Origin of the sequence: Kitasatospora purpeofusca, assembly GCF_036010405.1 — a bacterium.
Lineage (GTDB): Bacteria > Actinomycetota > Actinomycetes > Streptomycetales > Streptomycetaceae > Kitasatospora > Kitasatospora purpeofusca.
In genome coordinates this window covers 4,368,196-4,392,240 of the sequence record NZ_CP108561.1, presented here as the reverse complement: position 1 = coordinate 4,392,240, position 24,045 = coordinate 4,368,196, and the positions used below count along the sequence as shown (strand labels likewise).

The 24,045-nt window shown below is 72.2% G+C and carries 25 protein-coding genes; 12 read left to right on the top strand and 13 right to left on the bottom strand.

Features of this window, described 5'->3' with window-relative positions; translation table 11 throughout:
• The 3 genes from resB (at window position 1) to OG715_RS19350 (ending at window position 3,485) form a co-directional block, all read left to right on the top strand.
• Window positions 1–1,815: a cytochrome c biogenesis protein ResB gene (gene resB, locus OG715_RS19360; RefSeq protein WP_266270043.1), complete on the top strand. Its 1,815-nt coding sequence runs from the start codon at window positions 1–3 to the stop codon at window positions 1,813–1,815.
• A gap of 3 nt (window positions 1,816–1,818) precedes the next feature.
• Window positions 1,819–2,952: a c-type cytochrome biogenesis protein CcsB gene (gene ccsB, locus OG715_RS19355; protein ID WP_266270042.1), complete on the top strand. Its 1,134-nt coding sequence runs from the start codon at window positions 1,819–1,821 to the stop codon at window positions 2,950–2,952.
• Window positions 2,953–3,077: 125 nt separating this feature from the next.
• A complete protein-coding gene (locus OG715_RS19350) occupies window positions 3,078–3,485 on the top strand; it encodes a hypothetical protein (RefSeq protein ID WP_266270041.1) in 408 nt (135 codons plus the stop codon).
• 65 nt (window positions 3,486–3,550) lie between these two features.
• Here OG715_RS19350 and OG715_RS19345 read toward each other — a convergent pair whose 3' ends face one another.
• Window positions 3,551–4,630, bottom strand: a complete 1,080-nt coding sequence (locus tag OG715_RS19345; RefSeq protein ID WP_266270040.1) for a ScbA/BarX family gamma-butyrolactone biosynthesis protein — start codon at window positions 4,628–4,630, stop codon at window positions 3,551–3,553.
• A gap of 361 nt (window positions 4,631–4,991) precedes the next feature.
• Here OG715_RS19345 and OG715_RS19340 point away from each other — a divergent pair, with 361 nt between their 5' ends.
• A complete protein-coding gene (locus OG715_RS19340; RefSeq protein ID WP_266270039.1) occupies window positions 4,992–5,651 on the top strand; it encodes a ScbR family autoregulator-binding transcription factor in 660 nt (219 codons plus the stop codon).
• Here the strand turns inward: OG715_RS19340 and OG715_RS19335 are convergent.
• From OG715_RS19335 to OG715_RS19320, 4 genes are all read right to left on the bottom strand, one after another.
• Window positions 5,648–6,265, bottom strand: a complete 618-nt coding sequence (locus tag OG715_RS19335) for a ScbR family autoregulator-binding transcription factor (protein WP_266270038.1) — start codon at window positions 6,263–6,265, stop codon at window positions 5,648–5,650. The genes OG715_RS19340 and OG715_RS19335 overlap by 4 nt on opposite strands.
• A 237-nt stretch (window positions 6,266–6,502) precedes the next feature.
• The gene (locus OG715_RS19330) at window positions 6,503–6,712 is read right to left on the bottom strand and encodes an acyl-CoA carboxylase subunit epsilon (protein WP_030393819.1); all 210 of its coding nucleotides are present in this window, start codon (window positions 6,710–6,712) and stop codon (window positions 6,503–6,505) included.
• A gap of 77 nt (window positions 6,713–6,789) precedes the next feature.
• Complete coding sequence (locus OG715_RS19325) at window positions 6,790–8,391, bottom strand: acyl-CoA carboxylase subunit beta (protein ID WP_266270037.1); 1,602 nt, start codon at window positions 8,389–8,391, stop codon at window positions 6,790–6,792.
• A 440-nt stretch (window positions 8,392–8,831) separates the two neighbouring features.
• Window positions 8,832–9,233, bottom strand: coding sequence for a PLD nuclease N-terminal domain-containing protein (locus OG715_RS19320; RefSeq protein WP_266270036.1), 402 nt, complete (start codon window positions 9,231–9,233; stop codon window positions 8,832–8,834).
• A gap of 131 nt (window positions 9,234–9,364) precedes the next feature.
• Here OG715_RS19320 and OG715_RS19315 point away from each other — a divergent pair, with 131 nt between their 5' ends.
• Window positions 9,365–10,822, top strand: coding sequence for a menaquinone biosynthesis decarboxylase (locus OG715_RS19315; protein ID WP_266270035.1), 1,458 nt, complete (start codon window positions 9,365–9,367; stop codon window positions 10,820–10,822).
• On the top strand, window positions 10,819–11,724 hold the full coding sequence (mqnP, locus tag OG715_RS19310) for a menaquinone biosynthesis prenyltransferase MqnP (RefSeq protein ID WP_266270033.1): 906 nt from the start codon (window positions 10,819–10,821) through the stop codon (window positions 11,722–11,724). Before OG715_RS19315 ends, mqnP begins: the two co-directional genes overlap by 4 nt.
• 35 nt (window positions 11,725–11,759) lie before the next feature.
• On the opposite strand, the gene OG715_RS19305 is transcribed toward mqnP, so the two are convergent.
• Complete coding sequence (locus OG715_RS19305) at window positions 11,760–11,984, bottom strand: DUF4287 domain-containing protein (protein ID WP_266270032.1); 225 nt, start codon at window positions 11,982–11,984, stop codon at window positions 11,760–11,762.
• 368 nt (window positions 11,985–12,352) lie between these two features.
• Between OG715_RS19305 and OG715_RS19300 the strand changes: the two genes are divergently transcribed.
• From OG715_RS19300 to OG715_RS19290, 3 genes are all read left to right on the top strand, one after another.
• On the top strand, window positions 12,353–14,872 hold the full coding sequence (locus OG715_RS19300) for a collagenase (protein WP_266270031.1): 2,520 nt from the start codon (window positions 12,353–12,355) through the stop codon (window positions 14,870–14,872).
• Window positions 14,873–14,975: 103 nt separating this feature from the next.
• A complete protein-coding gene (locus OG715_RS19295; RefSeq protein WP_266270030.1) occupies window positions 14,976–15,455 on the top strand; it encodes an HIT family protein in 480 nt (159 codons plus the stop codon).
• An 85-nt stretch (window positions 15,456–15,540) separates the two neighbouring features.
• On the top strand, window positions 15,541–16,164 hold the full coding sequence (locus OG715_RS19290) for a DJ-1/PfpI family protein (protein WP_266270029.1): 624 nt from the start codon (window positions 15,541–15,543) through the stop codon (window positions 16,162–16,164).
• 36 nt (window positions 16,165–16,200) lie between these two features.
• On the opposite strand, the gene OG715_RS19285 is transcribed toward OG715_RS19290, so the two are convergent.
• Window positions 16,201–16,956: an alpha/beta fold hydrolase gene (locus OG715_RS19285; RefSeq protein ID WP_266270028.1), complete on the bottom strand. Its 756-nt coding sequence runs from the start codon at window positions 16,954–16,956 to the stop codon at window positions 16,201–16,203.
• A 41-nt stretch (window positions 16,957–16,997) separates the two neighbouring features.
• Window positions 16,998–18,128: a GNAT family N-acetyltransferase gene (locus OG715_RS19280; protein ID WP_323182139.1), complete on the bottom strand. Its 1,131-nt coding sequence runs from the start codon at window positions 18,126–18,128 to the stop codon at window positions 16,998–17,000.
• A 90-nt stretch (window positions 18,129–18,218) separates the two neighbouring features.
• Here OG715_RS19280 and OG715_RS19275 point away from each other — a divergent pair, with 90 nt between their 5' ends.
• A complete protein-coding gene (locus OG715_RS19275; RefSeq protein ID WP_266270027.1) occupies window positions 18,219–18,593 on the top strand; it encodes a VOC family protein in 375 nt (124 codons plus the stop codon).
• Between the two features lie 61 nt (window positions 18,594–18,654).
• Here the strand turns inward: OG715_RS19275 and OG715_RS19270 are convergent, their stop codons facing one another.
• From OG715_RS19270 to OG715_RS19250, 5 genes are all read right to left on the bottom strand, one after another.
• The gene (locus OG715_RS19270) at window positions 18,655–19,656 is read right to left on the bottom strand and encodes an ABC transporter permease (RefSeq protein WP_266270026.1); all 1,002 of its coding nucleotides are present in this window, start codon (window positions 19,654–19,656) and stop codon (window positions 18,655–18,657) included.
• Complete coding sequence (locus OG715_RS19265; protein WP_266270025.1) at window positions 19,653–20,555, bottom strand: ABC transporter ATP-binding protein; 903 nt, start codon at window positions 20,553–20,555, stop codon at window positions 19,653–19,655. The genes OG715_RS19270 and OG715_RS19265 overlap by 4 nt, the downstream gene beginning before the upstream one ends.
• A 24-nt stretch (window positions 20,556–20,579) precedes the next feature.
• Window positions 20,580–20,987 carry a GntR family transcriptional regulator gene (locus OG715_RS19260; protein ID WP_407661120.1) on the bottom strand — a complete coding sequence of 136 codons (408 nt, stop codon included), beginning with the start codon at window positions 20,985–20,987 and terminating at the stop codon, window positions 20,580–20,582.
• Between the two features lie 107 nt (window positions 20,988–21,094).
• Window positions 21,095–21,811 carry an MOSC domain-containing protein gene (locus OG715_RS19255; protein WP_266270021.1) on the bottom strand — a complete coding sequence of 239 codons (717 nt, stop codon included), beginning with the start codon at window positions 21,809–21,811 and terminating at the stop codon, window positions 21,095–21,097.
• A gap of 66 nt (window positions 21,812–21,877) precedes the next feature.
• Window positions 21,878–22,621: a cyclase family protein gene (locus tag OG715_RS19250; protein WP_266270020.1), complete on the bottom strand. Its 744-nt coding sequence runs from the start codon at window positions 22,619–22,621 to the stop codon at window positions 21,878–21,880.
• Window positions 22,622–22,675: 54 nt separating this feature from the next.
• Here OG715_RS19250 and OG715_RS19245 point away from each other — a divergent pair, with 54 nt between their 5' ends.
• Window positions 22,676–23,341 carry a UbiX family flavin prenyltransferase gene (locus OG715_RS19245; protein WP_266270019.1) on the top strand — a complete coding sequence of 222 codons (666 nt, stop codon included), beginning with the start codon at window positions 22,676–22,678 and terminating at the stop codon, window positions 23,339–23,341.
• Window positions 23,342–23,470: 129 nt separating this feature from the next.
• Entirely contained in the window at window positions 23,471–23,932 is a 462-nt protein-coding gene (locus OG715_RS19240) for an Lrp/AsnC family transcriptional regulator (RefSeq protein ID WP_266270018.1), read from the top strand.
• Window positions 23,933–24,045 lie beyond the last annotated feature (113 nt).

Here is a 24,045-nt window from a genome sequence, read left to right as displayed (position 1 = left end):
GTGACCAACACGACGACCGACCGTGAACGGGCCGGTGACGCGGCGCAGGGCGCCACCGAGGCCGCGGCCGAGCGGCTCACCACCGCCCCGGCCGAGTCCGACGGCCCCACCGGCATCGGCGTGGTCGGCTGGCTGCGCTGGATGTGGCGCCAGCTGACCTCGATGCGGGTCGCGCTGATCCTGCTCTTCCTGCTGTCGCTGGCGGCCATCCCGGGCTCACTGATCCCGCAGAACGGGCAGAACCAGTTCAAGGTCGAGTCCTGGAAGGCGCAGCACACCGCGGTCGCGCCGATCTACGAGAAGCTCCAGCTGTTCGACGTCTACAGCTCGGTCTGGTTCTCCGCGATCTACATCCTGCTGTTCGTCTCGCTGGCCGGCTGCATCGTGCCGCGCACCTGGCAGTTCGTCGGGGTGCTGCGCTCCCGGCCGCCGGCGGCGCCGCGCAACCTGACCCGGATGCCGGTGTACGCGGTCTGGCGGACGGACGCGGACGCCGCGGCCGTCAACGCCGCCGCCCACCGGCTGCTGCGCGGGCGGCGCTTCCGGGCGCACCTGGACGGCGGCGCGGTGGCGGCCGAGAAGGGCTATCTGCGCGAGGTCGGCAACCTGGTCTTCCACCTGTCGCTGTTCGCGCTGCTCGGCGGCTTCGCCTGGGCGAGCCTGGCCAGCGGCACCGGCGGCAAGCTGCTGGTCGAGGGCGAGGGCTACTCCAACACGATCACCCAGCTCGACGACTTCACCGGCACCCGGTTCTACGGGACCGAGGACCTCGACCCCTTCTACGTGAAGCTGAACAGGTTCACCTCGAAGTTCCAGAACAACGGCTCGCAGATCGGCAGCGCGCGGGAGTTCACCGCGAACGTCGACTACTACGCGGGCAGCGACCCGGCGAAGCTCAAGCAGGGGAAGATCGAGGTCAACCACCCGCTGGAGATCGGCGGCAGCAAGTTCTTCCTGATCGGGCACGGCTACGCCCCGGTGATCACCGTGCGCAACGCCGCCGGCGACATCGTCTACACCGGCGCCACCCCGTTCCTGCCGCAGGACGGCAACCTGACCTCCACCGGCGTCATCAAGGTCTCCGACTACGGCGAGAAGGACGGGAAGCGGACCCAGCTGGGCCTGTCCGGCTTCTTCCTGCCGACCGCCCCGGTGGCCTTCGACCGGAACACCGGCCCGCGCTCGCTGTTCCCGGGTGACGCGGACCCGGTGATCGTGCTCAACGCCTACGCGGGCGACCTGGGCACCGACTCCGGCCTGCCGCAGAACATCTACCAGCTCAACACCAAGAACCTGACCCAGCTCCAGCAGGACGGCCAGCCGGCCAAGGTCCGGATGAAGCCGGGCGAGGCCTGGGCGCTGCCGGACGGCTACGGCTCGGTCACCTTCGAGGGCTACAAGCAGTGGGCCAGCTTCAACGTCTCGCACCGTCCGGGGAACGCGATCGCGCTGATCGGCGCGGTGCTGGCGATCGCCGGCCTGATCGGCTCGCTGTTCATCCAGCGGCGCCGGATCTGGGTGAGGGCGGTGGCCCTGCCGGGCGGCGGGACGCAGGTCGAGCTGGCCGGGCTGGGCCGCAGCGAGTCGGCGAAGATCGCCGAGGAGCTGGCCGCGCTCGCGGTGGACCTCCAGGACGACGCCCCGGCGCTCGACGACGAGCCCGAGAACGAGCCCGAGAACGAGCCCGAGAACGAGCCCGGGAACGAACCCCACGACGAGTCCGACGACGAGTCCGAGGACCGCTCCGCGGAGGCCGACGAGGCCTCGGCACCCGCAGAATCCGCAGTTCCCGCCGATCAGAACTCCAAGGAGTAGACGGTGCACCTCGCCTCGTCGGTCGACCCGCAGCTGGCCGACCTGTCCAACAAGCTGATCTATTCGGCGATGGCGGTCTACCTGATCGCCATGTTCGCCTACATGTTCGAGTGGACCTTCGGTGCCAAGGGCGCCGTCGCCGTCCGCTCCACCGAGCAGGCGGGCCTGGCCGGGACCGTCGCCGCGGCGGAGGCCAGGGCCAAGGGCGCCAAGAAGGTCACCGTCACCGTCGCCTCGGCGGGCGGCGGCACCACCACGCTCACCCGCACGGCGCTGGCCGGCGAGGGCGCGACGGTGGTGACCAGCGGGCGCGGCGACGAGGAGGTCGACGGCCCCGGCGCGGCCGGCACCAGCGAGAAGGCCGACCTGTCCGGTCGGATCGCGGTCTCGCTCACCGTGCTCGGCGCCCTGCTGCACATCGGCGGCGTCCTCACCCGCGGCCTCTCGGTGTCCCGCTGGCCGTGGGGCAACATGTACGAGTTCTCCTGCGCCTTCGCGCTCGCGATGACGCTGGCCTTCATCGGCCTGCTGCTCTCGAAGAAGCCGGTCCGCTGGCTCGGCCTGCCGGTCACCCTGGCCGTCGTGCTCACCCTCGGCATCGCGACCGAGGTGCTGTACACCGAGTCCGAGCAGCTGGTCCCGGCCCTGCACTCGTACTGGCTGGCGATCCACGTCTCCACCGCGATCGTCTGCGGCGGCGCCTTCTACGCGGGGTTCATCACGACCCTGCTCTACCTGGGCAAGGACTCCTTCGACAAGCGGACGGCGGCCGGCCTGGCCAAGGGCCCGCTCGGCACCTCGCCGTCGATCTGGCGCCGGCTGCCCGCCGCCTCGACCCTGGACAAGCTGTCCTACCGGATCAACGCGCTGGTCTTCCCGCTCTGGACCTTCACCATCATCGCGGGCGCGATCTGGGCCGAGGCCGCCTGGGGCAAGTACTGGGAGTGGGACCCGAAGGAGACCTGGTCGTTCATCACCTGGGTCGCCTACGCGTGCTACCTGCACGCCCGCGCCACGGCCGGCTGGAAGGGACGCAAGGCCGCCTACCTGGCCCTCGGCGCCTTCGCCTGCTGGCTGTTCAACTACTACGGCGTGAACATCTTCGTGACCGGCAAGCACTCCTACGCGGGGCTCTGACCGGAACCGGAACCACACACCGGCCCGGCGCTCCAGACCAGGAAGCCGGGCCGAGGTGCGACGGGGGTAGTGCGTGCCGGGCCACCCGGTCCGGCACGGGGAGGAACTGAGGAGGAAATCGCGCAATGGAGTGCGACGAGGTCATGCTGACCGTCCGAATCACCGCCGCCGAGCAGCTGCTGCTCCGTCGGCTCGCCCAGGGGCACCGCAGCGACGTGTCCGAGGTGGTGGCCGACGGACTGCTGGACATCATCCCGACGTTCGTCTCGCCGGCCGACGCCCATCGGCTGCTGGGTGCCCTCGCGGCTCCCGCGCCGTGCGCGCTGACCGTCTGGCTGCCGACGCCGCTGGCCGATCTGCTGGTGCCGGGCGCGGCCCGGATCGCCCAGGTGACGCAGGTACGGATCGGTTCGGCCAGTGCGATGCTGGGCGCCGCGCTGCGGCTCTGGCTGGCGCAGGACCCGGGGCGGCTGGCGGAGAACCTCAGCGTGATGCACGCGGGGCGGCCGGCCTCGGCGCTGGTGGCGGCCTGACCCGGCGGGGGTAGCGGCAGCGGGGCGGGGCGCGGGGGGAACGGGGGAGCGGCGCCGGTCCGGGTTCAGCTGGCGAGCGGCAGACCGCGACGGGCGGGGGCCGGGGCGGCTGCGGACCGGCCCCCGCCGACGGGAGCGCCGTCGGCCGGGGCGCCGATCAGCCGGACCTCGGCCACCGTGCGGCCGTCCTGGACCAGGACGACCCGGACGGGCGCCCGGCGCCCGCCGCAGCCGTCCTGACCGGACTCCGGCCCGGCCTCCCGGACGGCCCGCACCACACAGGGGCGGTCCGGCGCGATCGGGTCGTGGAAGGCCGTCACCAGGTCCACCGGCACCACCCGGTCCGGGTGGTGCAGCCGCTGGGCGGCCTGCCGGGCGGCCTCCAGGACGAGCATCCCGGGCAGGTGCCCCGGCGCCGGGTCCATCGGGTCGAACAGCACCGGGTGGGCGGCGTCGGCGCGCAGCAGCCAGCTGCCGGGCAGCAGGGCGGGCCCGAGCACCACGTCGGCGGCCTGCTGGCGGCCGACCAGTTCCGGCGCGACGACCTGCTCCGGGATCCGCGGCGGGGCGGCCGGGCGGCGGGGACCGCGCAGCCGGTCGTAGGCGGCGGGGGAGAGGATCCGCAGGCCCCCGACACCTCGGCCGACCGGACGGCCGTCCCGTTCGATCTCCGCGTGCACCCGCAGCGCGACCAGTCGGCCGTGCCGCATCCGGACGTCGTGGCAGCTGATCCTGAGCATCAGTTCGGTGGGGGCGGCGCCGACCGCGAGGCCGTCGAGGCCCGCCGGGCCGAGGGTGTAGCCGAGTTCGTCGAGGACGGCGTGGTGGTCGTGGGGGACGCCGAAACCGGCGTGCCCGACCAACAGGGCGGCCTGCCTGACGGTTTCGGCCATCAGCACCGGGTCGTGGTGCCGGTCGCCGGGCAGCCGGTAGAAGCCGTGCAGCCGCGGCCACTGGGCGCCCAGCAGGAAGTCGTACGGACCGGTGGACTGCCAGCCGGTGATGAGTACTTCGGCGACCGAGGAGCGGTGGACCAGCTGACGGGAGACGGTCCGTTCGTGGAAGTCGTAGCGGCGCTGGCCCGGTTGGCCGGGGCCGGGGTGGGGATACGGAGCGTCGCCGTCCATCGTGGTGAACACTGGCATGACTGGCCCCACTCCCGGGTGTCGGTCGGCCGGCCGTACGGGCGGCCTGCGCAAAACATACAGGCCACCCGGTTTCTGCTCCCCCTGCGGGGTAGTCGCCGGCGCGCACCCGGCGGGCTCACCGTACCCGCGTTCCGGCCTGCGGTAACGCCCGGGCGGCCCGCCCGGGACCTTGGGCGGGGGTCGGTCCCCTCTGGACGGCGGGGGTCGGGCAGGGGCTAGATTAGATACCAACCATGCGGTTTCGGGCGGGCGCGGCGCGCCACCGACGGTCCGCAGAGGCGCCGCACCATCGACGACGGCGCCGTGACAGCAACCGGGCGAGCCGGAGCTCGCCACGGCCGGGGGCCGGAGGGACCGAGTGGCCAAGCAGGAACGGGCAGGGCGGACCAGGCAGGCCGTGCTGCTCGCAGCGGCGGACACCTTCGCCGACGCGGGCTTCGAGTCGGCGAGCCTGGTCGACATCAGCCGCCGGGCGGGTGTCAGCAAGGGCGCGCTCTACTTCCACTTCGTCTCCAAGCAGGCGCTCGCGGACGGGGTCCGCACCGCGGCCGCCGACACCATCGGCCTGGCCGTGCTGCGCGCGCTGCGCGGCCGGGGGCGGGCCGTCCAGGAACTCCTCGACCTCACCCACGAACTGGCCCGGCTGCTGCGCGAGGACGTGGTGGTCCGGGCCGGTGTGCTGCTCGGCCTCGGCGGCCGCCCGGCCGGCTGCGGGGTGGGGGCGGTGGTGGCGCCGGCCGGGTCGCCTCCGGAGCCCTCGGCGGACGCGTGGTGGAGCCTGACCGCCGTCTTCCGCACCCTGCTCGACCGCGCCGCCGCGGCCGGCGAGCTGCGGCCCGGGCTGGACCGGGAGCAGGCGGCCGGGCTGCTGACCACCCTGGCGGCCGGGCTGGTGCTGTTCGCCGCCGAGTCCACCGGCCGGCTGGCCGCCGAGGCGGTCGGCGGTCTCTGGACGACGGCCCTGCCGTCCCTCGTCCCGGCCGACCGGGTGGCGGACTACCGGATCCGGCTCCTCTAGTCCTGGTCGAAGTCGAAGGTGTTCAGCCGGGCGAGGGTCCGCGGCTCGACCAGTCCGGGCAGCAGCAGCGTCCAGAGGTCGGCCATCCGCCGCAGCAGGTCCTTGCGGTCGGTCAGGACCTGCGAGCTGAGCTGGATGCCGGTCACCGCGCCGGTGATCACGCCCGCGGCCGCCGCCGGCCGCACCCCCGGCCGCAGTTCGCCGGCGTCCCGGGCCCGCTCCAGCAGCTCCCGCGCGGCGTCCGTCCAGCCCTGGTAGGCGCCGATCTGCGGCTGGGTGAAGGTGCCGTGCTCGATGGTCAGCCGGATCGAGGCGCGCAGCAGCGGGTCGTCCAGCAGGGAGTGGGCGAAGGCCTGCCCGAGGTCGATCACGGTCTGCATCGGGCTGTCGGAGGTGGGCTGCCGGGTGGCCAGCCAGGCGCCCTGGCCCTCGATCACGGCGAGCGCCAGCTCCTCCTTGGACGGGAAGTGGAAGTAGAGCGCGCCCTTGGTGACTCCGGCCCGGTCCAGGATCTCGGCCATGGTGGCGCCCGCGTAGCCGCGCTCGTCGAACACCTCGGCCGCGGCGCGCAGCACCGTCTGGCGGGTCGCCAGCGCGCGGGCCTGCCTGGCCATCGCAGCCTCCCTGGTGGTTCCGTTCGTCAGCTGCTGGATCCTACGGGGGCGGGCCGGGCGGCTGCCCGCATACCGTCCGGTAGGGACCCTTTCGAGCCGTTTCGGGTGGCGGTGCGGAGTTCCGGCCCCGTCCGTCCCTGCCGCCCGGCCCGGGGAACGCCGTCGGCCGGCCACCCCGGTACTGCGGGTGGCCGGCCGACGGCCGAGCGGTCTCCGTGCGGGCCCTCGGGCGAGGCGTCAGGCGGCCCACTGCCAGCTGACCGGCGAGAAGTACGCCGGACGGCGCTCCAGGCGCTGCCAGTTGGCGATCGGCTCGACCGGCGAGGAGGCGGCCGCCTGCTGGGCGGCCGCGGCGCGGGCCATCAGCACGGCGGTCAGGGCGGCGAGCTCCTCGTCGGAGAGCGAGCCGCGGACGATTCGGACGAGTGGTTCGGCGGAAGCGGTCATGGTCCGGATTTCTCCCGGCGTCAGTGGTGAGTGGGCGTCGGCGCGGTCGGCCGCACTGCTGCGGCCGGGCGGCGTTGCTACATCGGAGGGTTGCCGTGCTTGCGGCTCGGCAGGTCCGCGTGCTTGGTGCGCAGCATCGCCAGCGAGGACGCCAGGACCTGGCGGGTCTCGGCGGGGTCGATGACGTCGTCCACGAGGCCGCGCTCGGCCGCGTAGTACGGGTGCATCAGCTCGCTCTTGTATTCCTTGATCTTCTGGTTGCGCATCGCGTCCGGGTCGTCGGCGGCGTTGATGTCCCGGCGGAAGATGACGTTGGCGGCGCCCTCGGCGCCCATGACGGCGATCTCGTTGGTCGGCCACGCGAAGGAGAGGTCGGCGCCGATCGAGCGGGAGTCCATGACGATGTAGGCACCGCCGTAGGCCTTGCGCAGGATCAGCTGGATCCGCGGCACGGTCGCGTTGCAGTAGGCGTAGAGGAGCTTCGCGCCGTGCCGGATGATGCCGTCGTGCTCCTGGTCGACGCCGGGCAGGAAGCCGGGGACGTCGAGCATGGTGACCAGGGGGATGTTGAAGGCGTCGCACATCTGGACGAAGCGCGCGGCCTTCTCGCTGGCGTTGATGTCCAGGACGCCGGCCAGCGACTGCGGCTGGTTGGCGATGATGCCGGTGACATGGCCGTCGATCCGGGCGAGCACACAGAGCACGTTGGTGGCCCAGCGCTCGTGGACCTCCAGGTACTCGCCGTGGTCGACGATCTCCTCGATGACCTTGCGCATGTCGTACGGGCGGTTGCCGTCGGCCGGCACCAGGTCGAGCAGGGTCTCGTTGCGGCGGTCCACCGGGTCGTCGTTGACGACGGGCGGGGGCATCTCGCGGTTGTTCTGCGGCAGCAGCGAGAGGAGGTAGCGGACCTCCTCGATGCAGGACTGCTCGTCGTCGTAGACGAAGTGCGAGACGCCGGAGACGCCCGCGTGGACGTCGGCGCCGCCGAGCCCGTTCTGGCTGATCTTCTCGCCGGTGACGGCCTGGACGACGTCCGGGCCGGTGATGAACATCTGAGAGGTCTCGCGGACCATGAAGACGAAGTCGGTCAGGGCCGGGGAGTAGGCCGCACCGCCGGCGCACGGGCCGAGCATCACCGAGATCTGCGGGATCACGCCGGAGGCCCTGGTGTTGCGCTGGAAGATGCCGCCGTAGCCGGCCAGCGCGGTGACGCCCTCCTGGATGCGGGCGCCGGCGCCGTCGTTGAGCGAGACCAGCGGGGCACCGGCTGCGATGGCCATGTCCATGATCTTGTGGATCTTCTGCGCGTGGGCCTCGCCGAGCGCGCCGCCGAAGATCCGGAAGTCGTGGGCGTAGGTGAAGACCGTCCGGCCGTGCACGGTGCCCCAGCCGACGATCACGCCGTCGGTGTGCGGCTTCTTCGCCTCCAGCCCGAAGCCGGTGGCCCGGTGCCGGCGAAGCGGCTCGACCTCGCGGAACGAGCCCTCGTCGAGCAGGAGCTCGATCCGCTCGCGGGCGGTCAGCTTGCCCTTGGCGTGCTGGGCCTCGGTGGCCTTCTCGCTGGGACCCCGGCGGACCTGCTCGCGGAGTTCGTGCAGTTCCGCGACTCTTCCCCGGACGTCCGTGGGGATCTCCGGGACGTCGTCGTCGACCGGCGCCTGGTGCACAACCGTCATCTCGAACCACTCCAAAGGTGAGGGAACTGTCCGACAGCCAACGTCTGCGATGCCCCCGGCTGCGAATCACTTCTTCACTTATGACTGTACGAGGGGCCGCGCGCTGGTTTCGGCGTCGATTCCGTACAAGGTCGCGTCCGTTTAGATGTCAGGGCTGCACAGAAAGCGAAGCGTTTCAGCCCGTCCTGCCGGTAGCTGTTCGATTACCCCGAGCTGTCGTCCAGATGGCGGTCGGGTGAGCGTAACCTGAGGAAACATGCAGGTCACAGCTGTCCCTCTGAAGGGCGGTGGGGCTTCCCGAGGGGGTGTCCGCGGGACGCCTGGTGCGGCGGTGAAGGCCGTGCCGGCGGGCCGGTGGTGTCCGACCAGTCGTAGGGATGCACCAAAAAGACCGCAGCCCACCCGGTGGATGCCGGGTGGGCTGTCCGAGCGACACGGGCTCAGCCGCGACGCCCTTCGTCCGGGTCGTCCTTGCCGCGCAGCTCGTTCTCGCGGCGGCGCAAATCCGCCTCCCACTGCTTGAGCATGTCCTCGTGCTCGTTGTTGTTCTTCTTCAACGAGGCGAGGAACTCCGGGTTGTCGTCCGGCGCCACCGGCCGGCCGTCGCGCCGGGGGGCGTACCCCGGGTCGTCGGCGCCGCCGGCCGGAGCGGTCCGCAGCGCCCCGCGCTGCTTGCCGGCCACCAGCCAGGCGATCGAGCCGACGAGCGGGAAGAGCAGCACGATGATCACCCAGACCACCTTGGGCAGGTGCTTCACCTCGTCCTCGGGGGTGGTCAGGCAGTCGATGAAGGCCCACACCCACAGGGCGAGCGGGAGTACGAAGGTCAGGATCCTCAGCACGGCGGCGGTCTCCCCCGGGTGACGTCGGTGGCGGGCGCGTTCTCGTGGCGGCGGTTCGGCCCGTCGACCGGTGCCGCTTCGAGGGGGCCCTTGACACAGGCCAGGCTAGCGGGTGGCGGATACTGGCAGGCATGGCATACGACGATCTCCGCTCGTTCCTGCGGGCGCTCGACCGCGAAGGCGACCTCAAGCGGATCAAGGCGGAGGTGGACCCCTATCTGGAGATCGGCGAGATCGTCGACCGGGTGCAGAAGGCCAAGGGCCCGGCCCTGCTCTTCGAGAACGTCAAGGGCTCGTCGATGCCGCTGGCGATGAACGTCTTCGGCACCGAGCGCCGGCTCTCCAAGGCGCTCGGCCTCAAGGGGCCGGAGGAGATCGCCGACCGGATCTCCGGGCTGCTGAAGCCGGAGCTGCCGCAGGGCTTCACCGGCTTCCGGGACGCCTTCGGCAAGCTGGCCTCGATGGCCCATGTGCCGCCGAAGAGCGTGAAGTCCGGCGACGCGCCCGTGCACGAGGTGGTGCTGACCGGCGAGGACGTCGACCTGGACGAGCTGCCCGCCCTGTTCACCTGGCCGCTGGACGGCGGCTCCTTCTTCAATCTGGGCCTGACCCACACCAAGGACCCGGACAGCGGCATCCGCAACCTCGGCCTGTACCGGCTCCAGCGGCACGACCGCCGCACCATCGGCATGCACTGGCAGATCCACAAGGACAGCCGCAACCACGCCGCGGTGGCCGCCAAGCGCGGCGAGCGGCTGCCGGTCGCGATCGCCTTCGGCTGCCCGCCGGCCGTCACCTACGCGGCCACCGCGCCGCTTCCGGGCGACATCGACGAGTACCTGTTCGCTGGCTTCGTCGCGGGCGAGCGGGTGCGGATGGTGGACTGCAAGACGGTCCCGCTGCAGGTCCCGGCGGACGCCGAGGTGGTCCTGGAGGGCTGGCTGGAGCCGGGCGAGATGCTGCCCGAGGGGCCGTTCGGCGACCACACCGGCTTCTACACGCCGCAGGAGCCGTTCCCGGCGCTGACGATCGACTGTGTGACGATGCGCCGCCGCCCGATCCTGCAGTCGATCGTGGTCGGCCGGCCGCCGACGGAGGACGGCCCGCTGGGCAAGTTCACCGAGCGCTTCTTCCTGCCGCTGCTGAAGATCATCATCCCGGACATCGTCGACTACGACCTGCCCGAGGCCGGCGGCTTCCACAACTGCGTGATCGTCTCGATCGACAAGAAGTACCCGAAGCACGCCCAGAAGACCATGCACGCCATCTGGGGTGCGCACATGATGTCGCTGACCAAGCTGATCATCGTGGTGGACTCCGACTGCGACGTCCACGACTACCAGGAGGTCGCCTGGCGGGCCTTCGGCAACGTCGACTACAGCCGCGACCTCACCGTGGTCGAGGGCCCGGTCGACCACCTCGACCACGCCTCCTACCAGCAGTTCTGGGGCGGCAAGGCGGGTATCGACGCGACCCGCAAGCTGCCCGAGGAGGGCTACACCCGCGACGGCGGCTGGCCCGAGATGGTCTCCTCCGACCCGGAGACCGCCGCCCTGGTGAGCCGGCGCTGGAAGGAGTACGGCCTGTGAGCACCGCCGCCGCACTCCCCGAGGTCCCGCCCGGCAAGGTCAAGTCCTTCCTGCGGCTGGTGATGATCGAGCACTCGGTCTTCGCCCTGCCGTTCGCCTACATCGCGGCACTGACGGCGATGTTCCGGGCCGACGAGCGGGTGCACTGGGGCGAACTGTTCGTCGTCACGGTCTGCATGGTCGGGCTCCGGACCTTCGCCATGGCGGCGAACCGGATCATCGACCGGGAGATCGACGCCCGCAACCCGCGCACGGCCGGGCGCGAACTCGTCACCGGCGCGGTGTCCCTGAGGACCGCGTACGTCGGCTCGGCGCTCGCCCTGGTGGTCTTCCTGGGCGCGGCCGCGCTGCTGAACCCGCTCTGCCTCGCGCTGGCGCCGGTCGCCGTGGTGCCGATGGTGGTCTACCCGTACGGCAAGCGGTTCACCGACTTCCCGCAGGCGATCCTCGGACTGGCCCAGGCGATGGGCCCGGTGGGCGCCTGGCTGGCCGTCACCGGCACCTGGTCCTGGGACGCGGTCGTGCTCGGCGCGGCCGTCGGCATCTGGATCGGCGGCTTCGACCTGATCTACGCCTGCCAGGACGTCGCCTCCGACCGGGCGGGCGGGGTGCGCTCGGTGCCGGCCCGGTTCGGCATCCCGGCCGCGATCCGCGGCGCGCGCGGCTGCCACGTGCTCACCACGCTGCTGCTCGGCTGGTACGCGGTGCTCACCGACGCGGGGCCCGCGTTCTGGATCGGCCTGCTGGTGGTGGCCGGGGCCTTCGCCTACGAGCACACCATCGTGAAGCCGAACGACCTGTCCCGGCTGAACCGGGCGTTCTTCCAGACCAACGGCTTCGTCGGCATCTCGCTGTTCTTCTTCGCGCTGGTGGACCTGGTGGTGCGCGGCCTCGGCATCTGAGGCCGCGCCCCGCGGCGCGGTCCGAAAGGCGCGGCCTACTTCCCGCCCTCGTCGAGCGTGTGCTTGACGAGGGCGTTCGCGTGCCCGTGGCCGATGCCGTGCTCGGCCTTGAGCCAGGCGACCAGCTCCATGTGCTTGGTCAGCGGGGAGGAGCGGATCAGCTCCTGCCAGTGGGCGACGGGCTGCCCGTACTTCTTCTCGATGGCGGGGAAGTAGCTGAAGGGGCCGTTGGCGGTGCGCGCGGTCGTCGTGTTCGTCATGTCCTTAGGACCGGGGCCGGTGCGGAAACTCATCGGAGGACCGGATGTGACCTGCGTCACCTGTCCCCGAGGCGGGTCCGCCGCGCATCCGGGGGCGCGGATCGGCCAGACCGGACGGCCCGTCGGCCGGTTCGGCCGCCCGGCTCGTGACCCGACGCCCCCATTGCCGCCCGCCTGCCGGTTCGTTCCGGCCGGAACCGTCGCAGGTCGGCCGTGCGGGGGCGCCGAGTGCGGTGGGGTGGCTGAAAATCTCATGCAATATAACCTGTGACATTGTTCTGATCTCCAGACGATGACAGGATCCACGCCGATCTCCTTCCTTCAGCCCGACCCCAACTCGGGCTGCCCCCACTCACGAAGGATTCGGCGTGCTCCTGCGCACCAGACTCTCCATGCTCGCAGCCGGCGTCGTCGCCTGTTGCGCCACGGCCACCGCCGTGCTGCCGACCCAGGCCTTCGCGGCGCCCCCCGCCGCCACCGCCGCCACCGCCGTCCCGGCTCCGGCCGCGACCTCGGCCGGCCCGGTCGGCCTCACCGCCCCGACCGTGACGACGGGGTCCGAGGACCTCGCAAAGCCTGCCGCCGCGCTGACCCCGGCGCTGATCGGCGCGACCCGCCTGGACGACCCGGCCGGGGCGAGCGCCCCCGCCACGTTCAAGTCCCTCGCCGTGCAGAGCTGCACCCCCGCCGACTTCGCGGCCCGCACCGGGGCCGACCTGGTCGCGTTCGTCAAGAGCTCGACCGTGGACTGCGTCAAGTCGCTGTACAGCAGCGGCAGCGCCGACCCCAGCATCTTCCAGCAGTCCCGGATGCTGTCCGTCGCGGCCGCCCTCAAGGACCTCGCGGCCGGCTACGCCGGTGACAACTCGACCGGCATCACCCAGCTGGTGAAGTACCTGCAGGTGGGCTACTACATCCAGTTCTACAACCCGGACCGGACCGGTCCGTACACCGGCGAGCTCACCACCGCCGTCACCTCCGCCCTGGACACGCTCTTCGCCGGGACCCGCTGGCGCGACGTCAGCGACAGCAACGGCAGCCTCCTCAAGGAGGTGGTGTGGCTCACCGACAGCGCCAACGTCCAGGCCCGGTACATCGGTGCCTACAAGCGGATCCTGGACGAGTACAACAACACCTACAACGCGTTCCCGCAGATGATCAGCGCGGTCAACTCGGTGCTGTTCTACCCGCTCTGGGGCGGCTACCGGAACCAGGACTTCGTCCGGGCGCTCGCCGCCGACCCGGGCCTGGTCGCCTCGCTCGCGGACTTCGCGATCAAGCACCGCGACCTGCTCAGCGGCCCCCAGGCCGTGCTCGACACCAACGCGGGCAACGACCTGGCCCGGTTCGCCGGCACCAGCCCCGCCGCCGAGGCCGTGGCCAAGCCGCTGGTCAAGAAGGTGCTGGACTCCGCGCCGCTGCTCACGCCGTTCGGGTCGCTGTACGTGTACACGGCCGTCCAGGCCGCGTACTACAACAACGGCCAGTGCTCGTACTACGGCATCTGCGACCTGCCGGCCAAGCTCACCTCGGTGGTCCTGCCGAACCAGCTGGTCTGCGACAACCGCACCATCCAGGCCCAGGCCCTGTCGGCCGCCGAGCTCCAGGCCGCCTGCACCAGCCTGCGCGGCGAGGACACGTTCTTCCACAACGTGGTCAAGGACAACGGCCCGATCCCGAACCAGTACGCCAAGACCGTCACCCTCGGGATCTTCGCCAACAAGGCCGACTACACCACCTACTCGTGGGCGATCTACGGAAACTCGACCGACAACGGCGGCCAGACCGTCATGGACCCGACCGACCCCAACCGCCGGGCCGTGAACGTGATGTACCAGAAGGCCTGGAACACCAAGGACACCGCCCGGGTGTGGAACCTCAACCACGAGTACAGCCACTACCTCGACGGCATCTACGACATGAAGGGCAACTTCTCGACCCAGACCTCCGTCCCGGACATCTGGTGGGTCGAGGGCTTCGCCGAGTACATGTCGTACAGCTACCGCGCCACCACCGACACCGACGCGATGACGCAGGCCGGCCTGCACACCTACAAGCTGAGCACCGTCTTCCAGAACACCTACGCCAACTCGGACTCGACCCGGGTCTACCCGTGGGGCTACCTGGCCGTCCGCTACATGCTGGAGAAGCACCCGGCCGACGTGCAGGCCATGCTGGCGCGGTTCCGCGTCGGTGACTACACCGGCGGCTACGCGGTCTACAACAACCTCGGCACCTCCTACGACGCCGACTTCGACGCCTGGCTCACCGCCTGCGCCGCCGGTGCCTGCTACGCGGCCGGCCCGACCTCGCTGTTCGACACCACGGTGAACGGCGCCACCGTCAACGTGAGCGAGCGGTCCGTCCAGACCGGCCCGGGCCGGATCACCGCCTGGCACTGGACCTTCGGCGACGGCACCACCTCGGAGGAGCGCAACCCGAGCCACACCTACGCGCTGGCCGGCTCCTACACCGTCGCCCTCACCACGACCGACGACACCGGCCGCACCGCCGTCACCCCCGCCACGGTCACCGTGACCGCCCCGGCGACCTCCCTGGCGCCCTGCACCGAGCAGCGCAACGACGCGATGGGCCTGAACTGCTCCCGGTCCGGCCGCGCCGCGACCGCCGGCAACTCCGACTACCTGTACGTCTACCTGCCGGCCGGCACCACCACGCTGAAGGTCTCCACCACCGGCGGCACCGGCACCGCGTACCTGTACTACAACGCGGACACCTGGGCCTCGCCGACGGCCTGGACCGCCGCCTCGACGGCCGCCGGTGCCACCCAGTCGATCACCGTCACCAACCCGACGGCCGGCTACCGCTACCTCAGCCTGTACGCCGTCACCGACTTCAGCGGCGTCACCGTCACCACTCAGGTCTGACAGCTCCTCGGATTCGCACGCCCGGCCGGGACTTCCCGGCCGGGCGTTTCCGCGTCTCCATGAGCCCGATCGCCCGCCACCGGAGGGTCGTTAGCATCGATCCATGATCGACAACGAGAACGACTGGAAGTCCGACCGCGTCGGCAGCGCGCTGCGCGGGGAGAACCCCACCGTCCTCCGGCGGCTGGAGTCCGGGTTCGCGGTGATCGGGGACGTGCAGTTCCTGCCCGGCTACGCGATCCTGCTGACTGACCAGCCGGGCGTGCAGCGGCTCTCCGACCTGCCCCGGCCGCGCCGCCTCGCCTACCTGGAGGACCTCGACCGCCTCGGCGAGGCCGTCGAACGGGCCTGCCGCGCGGCCGATCCCGCGTTCCGGCGGGTCAACCTGGAGATCCTCGGCAACACCGACCCGATGCTGCACGCCCATGTCTGGCCCCGCTACGACTGGGAGCCCGCCGACCTCGTCCGGCTGCCGGTCTGGCTCTACCCGCGCGACCGCTGGACCGACCCGGCGCACGCGCTCGCGCCCGCCCACGACCCGATCCGCGCGGCCGTCGGCGCGGAGTTGGATGCGCTCCGGTAAAGGCCAGTGGTGCAGACCACTCGTTCTCGTGAATCCGCTGCCCAGGGGCGGTACGCGGAGCCGACCCGCCTCTACGCTGCGGGACATGGACATCGTCATCCTGCTCTTCCACGACTTCGAGCCGCTGGACGCGATCGGCCCGTACCAGGTGCTCGGCCATCTGCCGGGCGCCACCGTGCGGTTCGTCTCGGCGGGGGAGAAGGGGGTCGTGGCCGACAGCATCGGCGGGATGCGGCTGGACGTGGCCACCGGCCGGGCGGAGGTCGAGTCCTGTGACGTCCTGCTCGTCCCGGGCGGGCACGGCACCCGGCCGCTGATGGCGGACGCCGCGCTCCTCGACTGGCTGCGCCGGACGCACGCGACCACCCGGTACACCGCCTCGGTGTGCACCGGCGCGCTGCTGCTCGGGGCCGCCGGGCTGCTCGACGGCCTGGACGCCACCACCCACTGGGCCGCCGCCGGCGAACTCGCCGCCCACGGCGCCGCCTACCGCCCCGAGCGGGTGGTGCGGCAGGGGCGGATCGTCACCGCCGCCGGGATCTCCGCCGGTATCGACATGGCACTGCACCTCGCCGCCCTGCTCACCGACGAGACCACCGCCCGGGCGATCCAGCTGCACGCCGAGTACGACCCGGCACCGCCCTTCGACAGCGGGTCGTGGGCCAAGGCCTCGCCCGCCGTCCGGGAGCGGATCCGGCAGCTCGGCTAGCTCGGCCGGGGCGGACGGGCCGGACGGCTCGGAGCGCTACTCGCCGAGGAAGGCCTCCAGGGCGGCCGCCAGGGCGACCGGGGTCTCGTGCATCGGGTAGTGGCCGCTGCCGGGCAGCTCCGCCACCTCCGCGTTGGGGTAGTGGGCGAGGAAGGTGCCGCGCATCGCCTCGGCGGTCAGCAGCAGGTCGTGCTCGCCCACGAACACCCGGACCGGCGCCGGGTGCCCGGCGACCCGGTCCACCAGGTCGGCGGTGGTCCAGTCGCGGACGTAGCCGCCGAAGGCCTCCCGGGTGGACAGCTCCAGCGAGCGGTCCACCATCAGGTCGAGCCAGACCCGGCCGGCCCGCCGCCCGGTCACCAGGTCCAGGATCTCGTAGCGCTTCGCCCGGTCCTCGGCCGCGCCGTAGAACAGCGCCTCGCCGTCCGCGTCCATCGGGTACGGGCCGGCCGGAACGGGCGCCAGCCCGGCCAGCTTCCGTACCCGCCCGGGCGCCTGGGCGAGCACCTGCTGGACGGCCTTGCCGCCCATCGAGTGCCCGACCAGCGAGAACTCCGGCCAGCCGAGCTGGTCGGCCAGCGCGAGCGCGTCGTCCGCGATCTCGGCAAGGGTGTAGGCGCCGGTCACGTCCTTGCGGTCGCCGTAGCCCCGGTAGTCGAGGAACGCGTAGCTGAACGCGGAGCCGTCCAGGTAGTCCGGGAACGGGCCCCAGCCGGCGCTGGTGCCGAACCAGTCGTGCAGGACCAGGGCCTTGTGGGCGCCGCCGCCGATCATGCGGTGAGGGATCGTCATATCGATACCGGTGCCCGCCGATCGGGCCGTCGAACCGCCGCTCAGAGGGCCCGGCGGTAGGCCATGACCTTCTCGCCGTCGATGCGCCGCTCGCCCTCCTCGCTGAATCCGGTGCGGGTGAGCAGGGCGCGGGATGCCTCGTTGTCCAGGGAGCTCACGGCGGTGAGCGCGCTCAACCCGTAGGAGGCGGCGGCCAGTCGGCAGACCTCCTCGACGGCGGCCCGGGCCACACCCTGTCCGGTGTCGACCTCCGCCACCCGGTAGCCGAGTTCGGCGCTGCCGTCGGCCACGTCCACCAGGTTGACCCGGCCGACGATCCGGCCGTAGCTGTTCAGGACGACATGGAAGTGGCAGCGGCCCTCGGCCTGTTCGGTGAGCAGCGCGCGGTGCCGGTCGGCGAAGCCGTCGGGAGTGAAGTACTTGTCCCCGCGGTCGGGCACCGAGCAGCGGAAGAAGTCCCGGTTCTCCCGCTCGAACGCGAGGACGCCGCCCGCGTGTTCGGCCGTCAGTCGCTCCAGGACGGGGCCGGGGCCGAGCCTCGGGGCCTCCGGGTGGTAGAGCCGCTGGCGTCTGGGCTCGATCTCGCTCAGGTCGTAGTCGCTGTCGAACAGCACGTCGCCGACGCCGACCAGGACACCCGGGGCCCGGCCGATTCCCTTGAGGACGCCGCCGCGGCCGTCCGGGTCCGGGTGGGTGTACGGCAGGCCGGGGGCGAGTTCGACCGAGCGGGCGGAGACCGGGCCGAGGATCTGGGAGCCGTGGCCGAGCAGGCTGTCGCCGAGCACCTCGGCGCCGTCCGTCAGCCGGACCTCGTCGCCGATGGTGATGCTCTCGTGGGCCCCGGCGAGGATCCGGGTGCCGCCGTCGCCGATCAGCGAGCGGGCGCCGACGGTGATGCTGCCCCCGTCGGCGGCGGCGATCCGGGTGCCGCCGTACAGGACGTTGCCGGGGCCGATCGAGCAGTGGCTCCGCTCGTCGCACTCGATCACCACGCCCGGGTGGAGCACGTTGTCCGGCCCGATCTCCACCCGCCGGGAGACGATCACCGAGAACGGGTCGAGCACCGCGACCCCGTGCTCGGCGAGGTCGAGCAGTTCGGCGGGCGTCAGCAGCCCGCGGTCGCGGCGCAGTCGGTCGAGGCGCGCGTGCACGGATTCGTCCGTAGTGGTCATCCGAGCATGTTTACGATCTTCGGTCGGCTTGTCCAGCAAGGCCACCGGAGCCCGCGGCCGCCGACCCCGGACCCTCCCGAAGGAGCCCCGATGATCGGCCGGTTGCAGTGCGTCGTGCTCGACTGTCCGGACCCGGCCGCGCTGGCCCGGTTCTACGCCGGACTGCTCGGCGGCGAGGTGGACCGCCCGGATCCGCGCTGGTCGCTGGGCGAGGACTGGTCGACCCTGCACACCCCGGACGGCCGAGTGCTCTGCTTCCAGCGGGTCGCCGGGTACCGCCCGCCGCGCTGGCCGGACCCGGAGCACCCGCAGCAGGCCCATCTGGACGTCGACGTGCCCGACCTCGCCACCGCCGGGCCGGCGGTGCTGGCCCTCGGGGCGACCCTGCTCCAGGACGCCGGGTCCTGGAACATCTACGCCGACCCGGCCGGTCACCCGCTGTGCCTGCTCCCGGAGCGCCGCTGATCCCGCTGCCGCGACGGGCCGGGAAGGGGCGGGCCGGCCCCGTGCCCGGCCCGCCCCGGCCTCAGGAGATCCGGCGGACCCGGCGGACGGCGACGGTGACCAGCAGGACGGTCAGGGCGAGGAAGATCCCGGTCTCGATCGCCTGGAAGGTCCAGAAGCGGTCGGCCGGCTGGTACTCCTGCCAGTTGGTGTGCGGGCCGGGGCCGTAGTCCTGGGCGATGCGGGCCAGGCACCCGGCGCTGCCGCCGTCGGGGCCGCCGCCGCCCGCGGGGCCGCAGCCGATCCGGCCGTCCGGGAGGACGAGGGTGCCGGTGCCGTTGCGGACGCCCTCCTGGTAGATCCAGGAGCCGGCGAAGCGGTTGGCCGTCAGCGGGCTGTCGATCGCGTAGCTGAGCGTCCTGGCCGGCTGGAAGTACGGGCGGGCGAACAGCTCGACCGCGGCGCGGACGGCGATGAACGCGGCCAGCGAGATGCCCATCGCGGGCAGCACCCGGCGGGCGAGCGTGCCGGCGAGGATGCCGAGCGCGACCGCGAACAGCGTGTACCCGATCGGTGCGATGCCCTGGACGTCGAAGACCAGGTAGCGGAAGCGGCCGAGGCCGTTGTCGGCGAGCGGCTGCAGCCACCAGGCGGCGCCGAGCGCGTAGCCGACGGACAGCACCAGCGCGACCGCGCCGATCAGGCCGAACTTGGTGAGGATCCAGCGCCGGCGGCTGATGCCCTGGGTCCAGACCAGCCGGTGGGTGCCGTTCTCGACCTCCCGGGCGACCAGCGGGGCACCGAGGAAGACGCCGGCCAGGACCGGCAGCAGGACCAGGAGCACAGCCAGGTAGGCGGTCGAGTCGTACTTGTTCTGGAGACGCTCGCTCAGCGCCTCGCAGCCGCCGCTTTCGTTGACGAGTCGGGCGTGGCCCAGTGCGCGCAGGCAGGCGCCGAGGCCGGAGTCCTGGAAGGAGGAGCGCATGGCCAGGCCGGTGGGGACCAGGACGGCGGCGAGCGCGAGGATCGCCGCGGCCGTCCACAGGGCCTGCTTGCGGTGCTGGCGCCAGGTCAGCCAGATCATGCGGCCACCTCCGAGGCGGACAGGCCGGTGCTCGTACCCGCCGAGGCGCCGAGGTGGGCGAGGACGAGGTCCTCCAGGGTGACGTCGTGCACGGTCCAGCGGCTCTCGTCGACCGGGCCGTCGGTGCGGACGAGCAGGGTGGACTGCCGTTCGGTGTGGCTGGCCCTGATCACCTCGGCCACCCCTGGGACGGCGGCGCCGTCGGGGGTCCTGGGGCCGACCAGTCGGCAGTGCGAGGCGAGCAGATCGTCCACCGGGGCGGAGAGCCGGACCTGCGAGGTGTGCAGCAGCACCAGGTGGTCGCAGACCCGTTCCAGGTCGTTCAGCAGATGGGAGGAGAGCAGGACGGTGGTGCCGTACTCGCCCACGGCGCCCATCAGGGCCTGCATGAACTCGTGCCGGGCGAGCGGGTCCAGCGCCGCGACCGGCTCGTCGAGCAGGAGCAGCCGGGGCCGTTTGGCCAGGGCCAGTGCCAGCGCGACCTGGGCGCGCTGGCCGCCGGAGAGCCGGTCGACGCGCTTGTCCAGCGGGAGGCCGAGCCGGGTGAGCCGGTCGCGGGCGATCGAGTCGTCCCAGCCGCGGGGGTTGAGCCGCCGGCCCATGGTGATCAGCTCGGCGGCGGTGAAGTCGGGGTAGAGCGGGGTGTCCTGGGCGACGAAGCCGAGGTCGGCCCGGGCGTCGGGGTCCTCGCGCGGGTCCCGCCCGAAGACGCGGACCTGCCCGGTGTCGGGCCGGAGCAGGCCGACGGCGAGGTGGAGCAGGGTGGACTTACCGGCGCCGTTGGGCCCGACCAGGGCGGCGATCCGCCCGGCCGGGAGCTCCAGCGAGCAGTCCCGGAGTGCCCAGGTCTGTCCGTAGCGCTTGCCCAACGCCTCGGTGTGCAGAGCGACTTCCGTCATGTTGTTCTCCCCCAGGAATGACTTTCAGGCCGGTGCGGCGCCGTCGGTGGGCGGCCGGTCCGGGGTGGCTCGCAGGGTGGTGTCGACGAGTGCGGTGATGTCCTCGCGGGTGAGTCCGGCGGTCTGCGCCCGGTGCAGCCAGGCCACCAACTCCGCCCGCAGTTCGGCCTGCTGGGCCAGGGCCGGTCCGGCCAGGGTGCGGACGAGGAACGTCCCGACCCCGGGCCGGCCCTCGGCGAGGCCTTCCAGCTCCAGTTCCCGATAGGCCTTGAGCACGGTGTTGGGGTTGATCGCCAGCGCCTGGGCCACGTCGCGCACCTTGGGGAGCCGGTCCCCGGGTTGCGCGAGTCCGACCCGCAGCGCCTGTTTCACCTGCAGGACCAGCTGCATGTACGTGGCCACCCGCGAGCGGCCGTCGAGCACGAACTCGATCACCAGTTGTTCTCCTGTCCTACGACAGTAAGACAGGATAGGCGTACGTCAGTCAAGTGGCGAAGCGGGAGAGTGAATTGACGGACAGTGGGGTGACGGCCCGGCGGTCAGCCGATCGTCAGGGTGTCCCCGACGGCGAGGCGTCCCGGGGCGGCGACCTCGGCGAGGGCGTCGAGCCGGGTGTCGTGGGCCTGGGCGATCGCCCTGAGGATCTCGGGGGCGTGCGGCAGGCCGGGCTGCGCGACGGTGACCATCGCGCAGCGTTCGCTGGCGCGGACGAAGGCGAGCCGGGCACCCGACCGGGCGCTTCCCCGGGCCTCCCGTCCGAACCAGGCGTCCTCGCCGAACGGCGGGGTGCCGGGCGGCGTGCGCAGCAGGATGTTCGGGCGGAAGCGGCGGACGTCGACGGCGGCGGTCGGCACGGCCCGGGCGACCCAGTCCAGGGTGGCGGTGGTGAGCACGCTGACCGGGAGCTGGTCGAAGTGGGAGACGGCGTCCTCGCGGGCGAGTTCGACGTCCTCGCGCTGGAGGTAGGCGCGCAGGAAGGCGGTGGGGTCGACGACCGGCTGCCCGAGCGGGTCGAACAGCTCGGGGCCGTCGAGCCGGTGGCCGAGTCGGGAGGAGAGGCGCAGCAGGCCGTCCATCCGCCGGAAGCGGCGGGTGTTCTTGCCGGAGCCCAGCTTGCCCTGGCTGTCGCGCACGGCGTAGAGGCGGTCGCCCGCGAACCCGCGGTCGTCCACCTCGACGGCGTCGAGCCGCTCGCCGCCGGTGGATTTCACGGGGTAGCGCCAGAGCTGCTCGACGACTCCGATGATCTCTGCCATGGCCGGACAGCGTACCGCCGCCCGCCGATGATGGTCTAGACCAAGTGCCGGAGTCCGGCGAGGGGTTCACCCCAAACGGGCCACCGCCCGGACCGGAGCCCCGTCCGCCGCGACCAGCCGGAGCGGGAAGAGCGACACCTCGACCGCCCGCCCGGCCTCCTGCGCCGCCAGCAGCGGCCGCAGATCGGTCAGGTTCTCCGCGATCACCCCGCCGCCCGGCGCCCCGAGCAGCACCCGGTGGGCCGCCAGCGTGGGCTCCTCGGCGGCGGGTTGGTCGTGCTCGTCGGTGAGGTCGGCGAGCAGCGCCGCCACCGCCGGGTCGCCCGGGCCGGGATCGGGGGTGGGGTCGACGCTCAGCGCGTCCACCCCGACCGTGCGAACCCCGGCCGCCACGATCGCCTCGGCGGCACCGGCGGTCAGCGAGGGGTGGGCCAGGTAGGTGTCGGTGCCCCAGTGCCGCGCCCATCCGGTGGCGAGCAGCAGGACGGTGCCCTCGCCGGCCAGCTCCAGGGCGGGCGCGAGCTGCTCGGCGGTGACCTCGGCGCGCGGCTCCAGACCGCGCAGGTCGGCCACCACGGCCGGGCCGGTGAACCGCTCCAGCGGCAGGCCGTCCAGGGTCGGCCAGGTGACGTCCACGTGGTACGGCGCGTCGACGTGGGTGCCGGACTGCGAGCCGAGGTGCACGGCGAGCACGTTCACCCCGGCGGTGGCGGTGGTGAGGGCGGGCTCCAGGAGGACGGCCGGATCGCCGGGGTAGACCGGCATCGCGGTGGTCACCTGGTGGGTCAGGTCGACGAGGGTCGGGGCCATGCGGCCATCCTCCCAGGGCGGGCCGGGGCGGGGTGGGGATAGAAAGGAAGCACTATGGAAAAGCCTGAGCAGCCCGTGCGCCGCCCCTGGATCGTCGGGGTCTCCGGCGCGTCCGGCACCCCGTACGCCGCGTCCGTGATCCGCGCCCTCCTCGCCGCCGGCGAGTCCGTCGACCTGGTGGTCAGCCGCGCGGCCCGGCTGACGATCCTCGACGAGACCGGTATCGCCTTCCGGGACGCGCACTGGCGCGCGGACCTGGCGTTGTGGCTGGGGGCGGCGGCGGAGGACCTGGAGGACGTCCGGTACTGGCCGGCCGGGGACTTCGCGGCCGGACCGTCCAGCGGCTCGTACCCGGCGAAGGGGATGCTGGTGGTGCCCGCGACCACCGGCGCGGTGGCCGGGATCGCGCTGGGCCTCAGCAAGGACCTGCTCCAGCGTGTGGCCAGTGTCACCCTCAAGGAGCGGCGTCCGCTGGTCGTCTGCGTCCGGGAGGCGCCACTCAACGGGGTGACGTTGAAGCACTTGGTGGAGCTGGACGCGCAGGGCGCGGTGGTGCTGCCCGCCTCGCCCGGGTTCTACGCCGGCGGCTCCACCGTCCGCGAGCTGGTCGACTTCGTCGCCGGACGGGTCCTGGACGCCGTCGGCGTGCCCCACACGCTGTACCGGCGCTGGGAGGGTGAGTTGGGCGGGGCGGCGCGCGCGGCCGAGCGACCGGCCTGAGGGGGAGTGAGGAGCCGCAGGACGGGAGAGTATGTTCTCTGCGATATCCGGGTTGGTGCGAGCATGGCGCCTTTGAATCCGGATAATGATCTGTGGGTCTGGTGAGGTTCGGAAGGACGCGGACGGTATATGGACACGGTGGACAGACAGCTCATCCAGGCGCTCCGGGAGAACGGCCGCGCGTCCTACGCCGAGCTGGGCCGGCTCGTCGGCCTCTCCGGCCCGAGCGTCACGGACCGGATCAACCGGCTGGAGCAGGCCGGTGTGATCACCGGCTACCGCGCGACGGTCAACCCGGCCTCGCTCGGCTTCGGCGTGACGGCCCTGATCGGCCTCCAGCTGACCGACGCGGCGGACCACGAGGACGTCGCGTTCCGGCTGAAGGACCTGGGCGAGGTCGAGGACTGCTGGTTCATCGCCGGCGACGACTCGTACATGCTCAAGGTCCGGGTGCCGGACGTCGAGGGCCTGGAGTCGGTGGTGAAGCGGATTTCGGGCACGAAGGGTGTGGCCCGGACCCGGACCACCGTCGTACTCTCCACCAAGTGGGAGAGCCGGGTCAGCGAGCTGCCGTTCGCCGACAGCGAGTGACCGCCGCAGCGAGCAACCGCCGAAGCCGGTGACGGCCGCGGTGAAGGACGCCCGCGGCGGGTGACCGCCGCGGGGCGGACCGGACGAACGAGAGCACACGGGGGAGTGGTGGA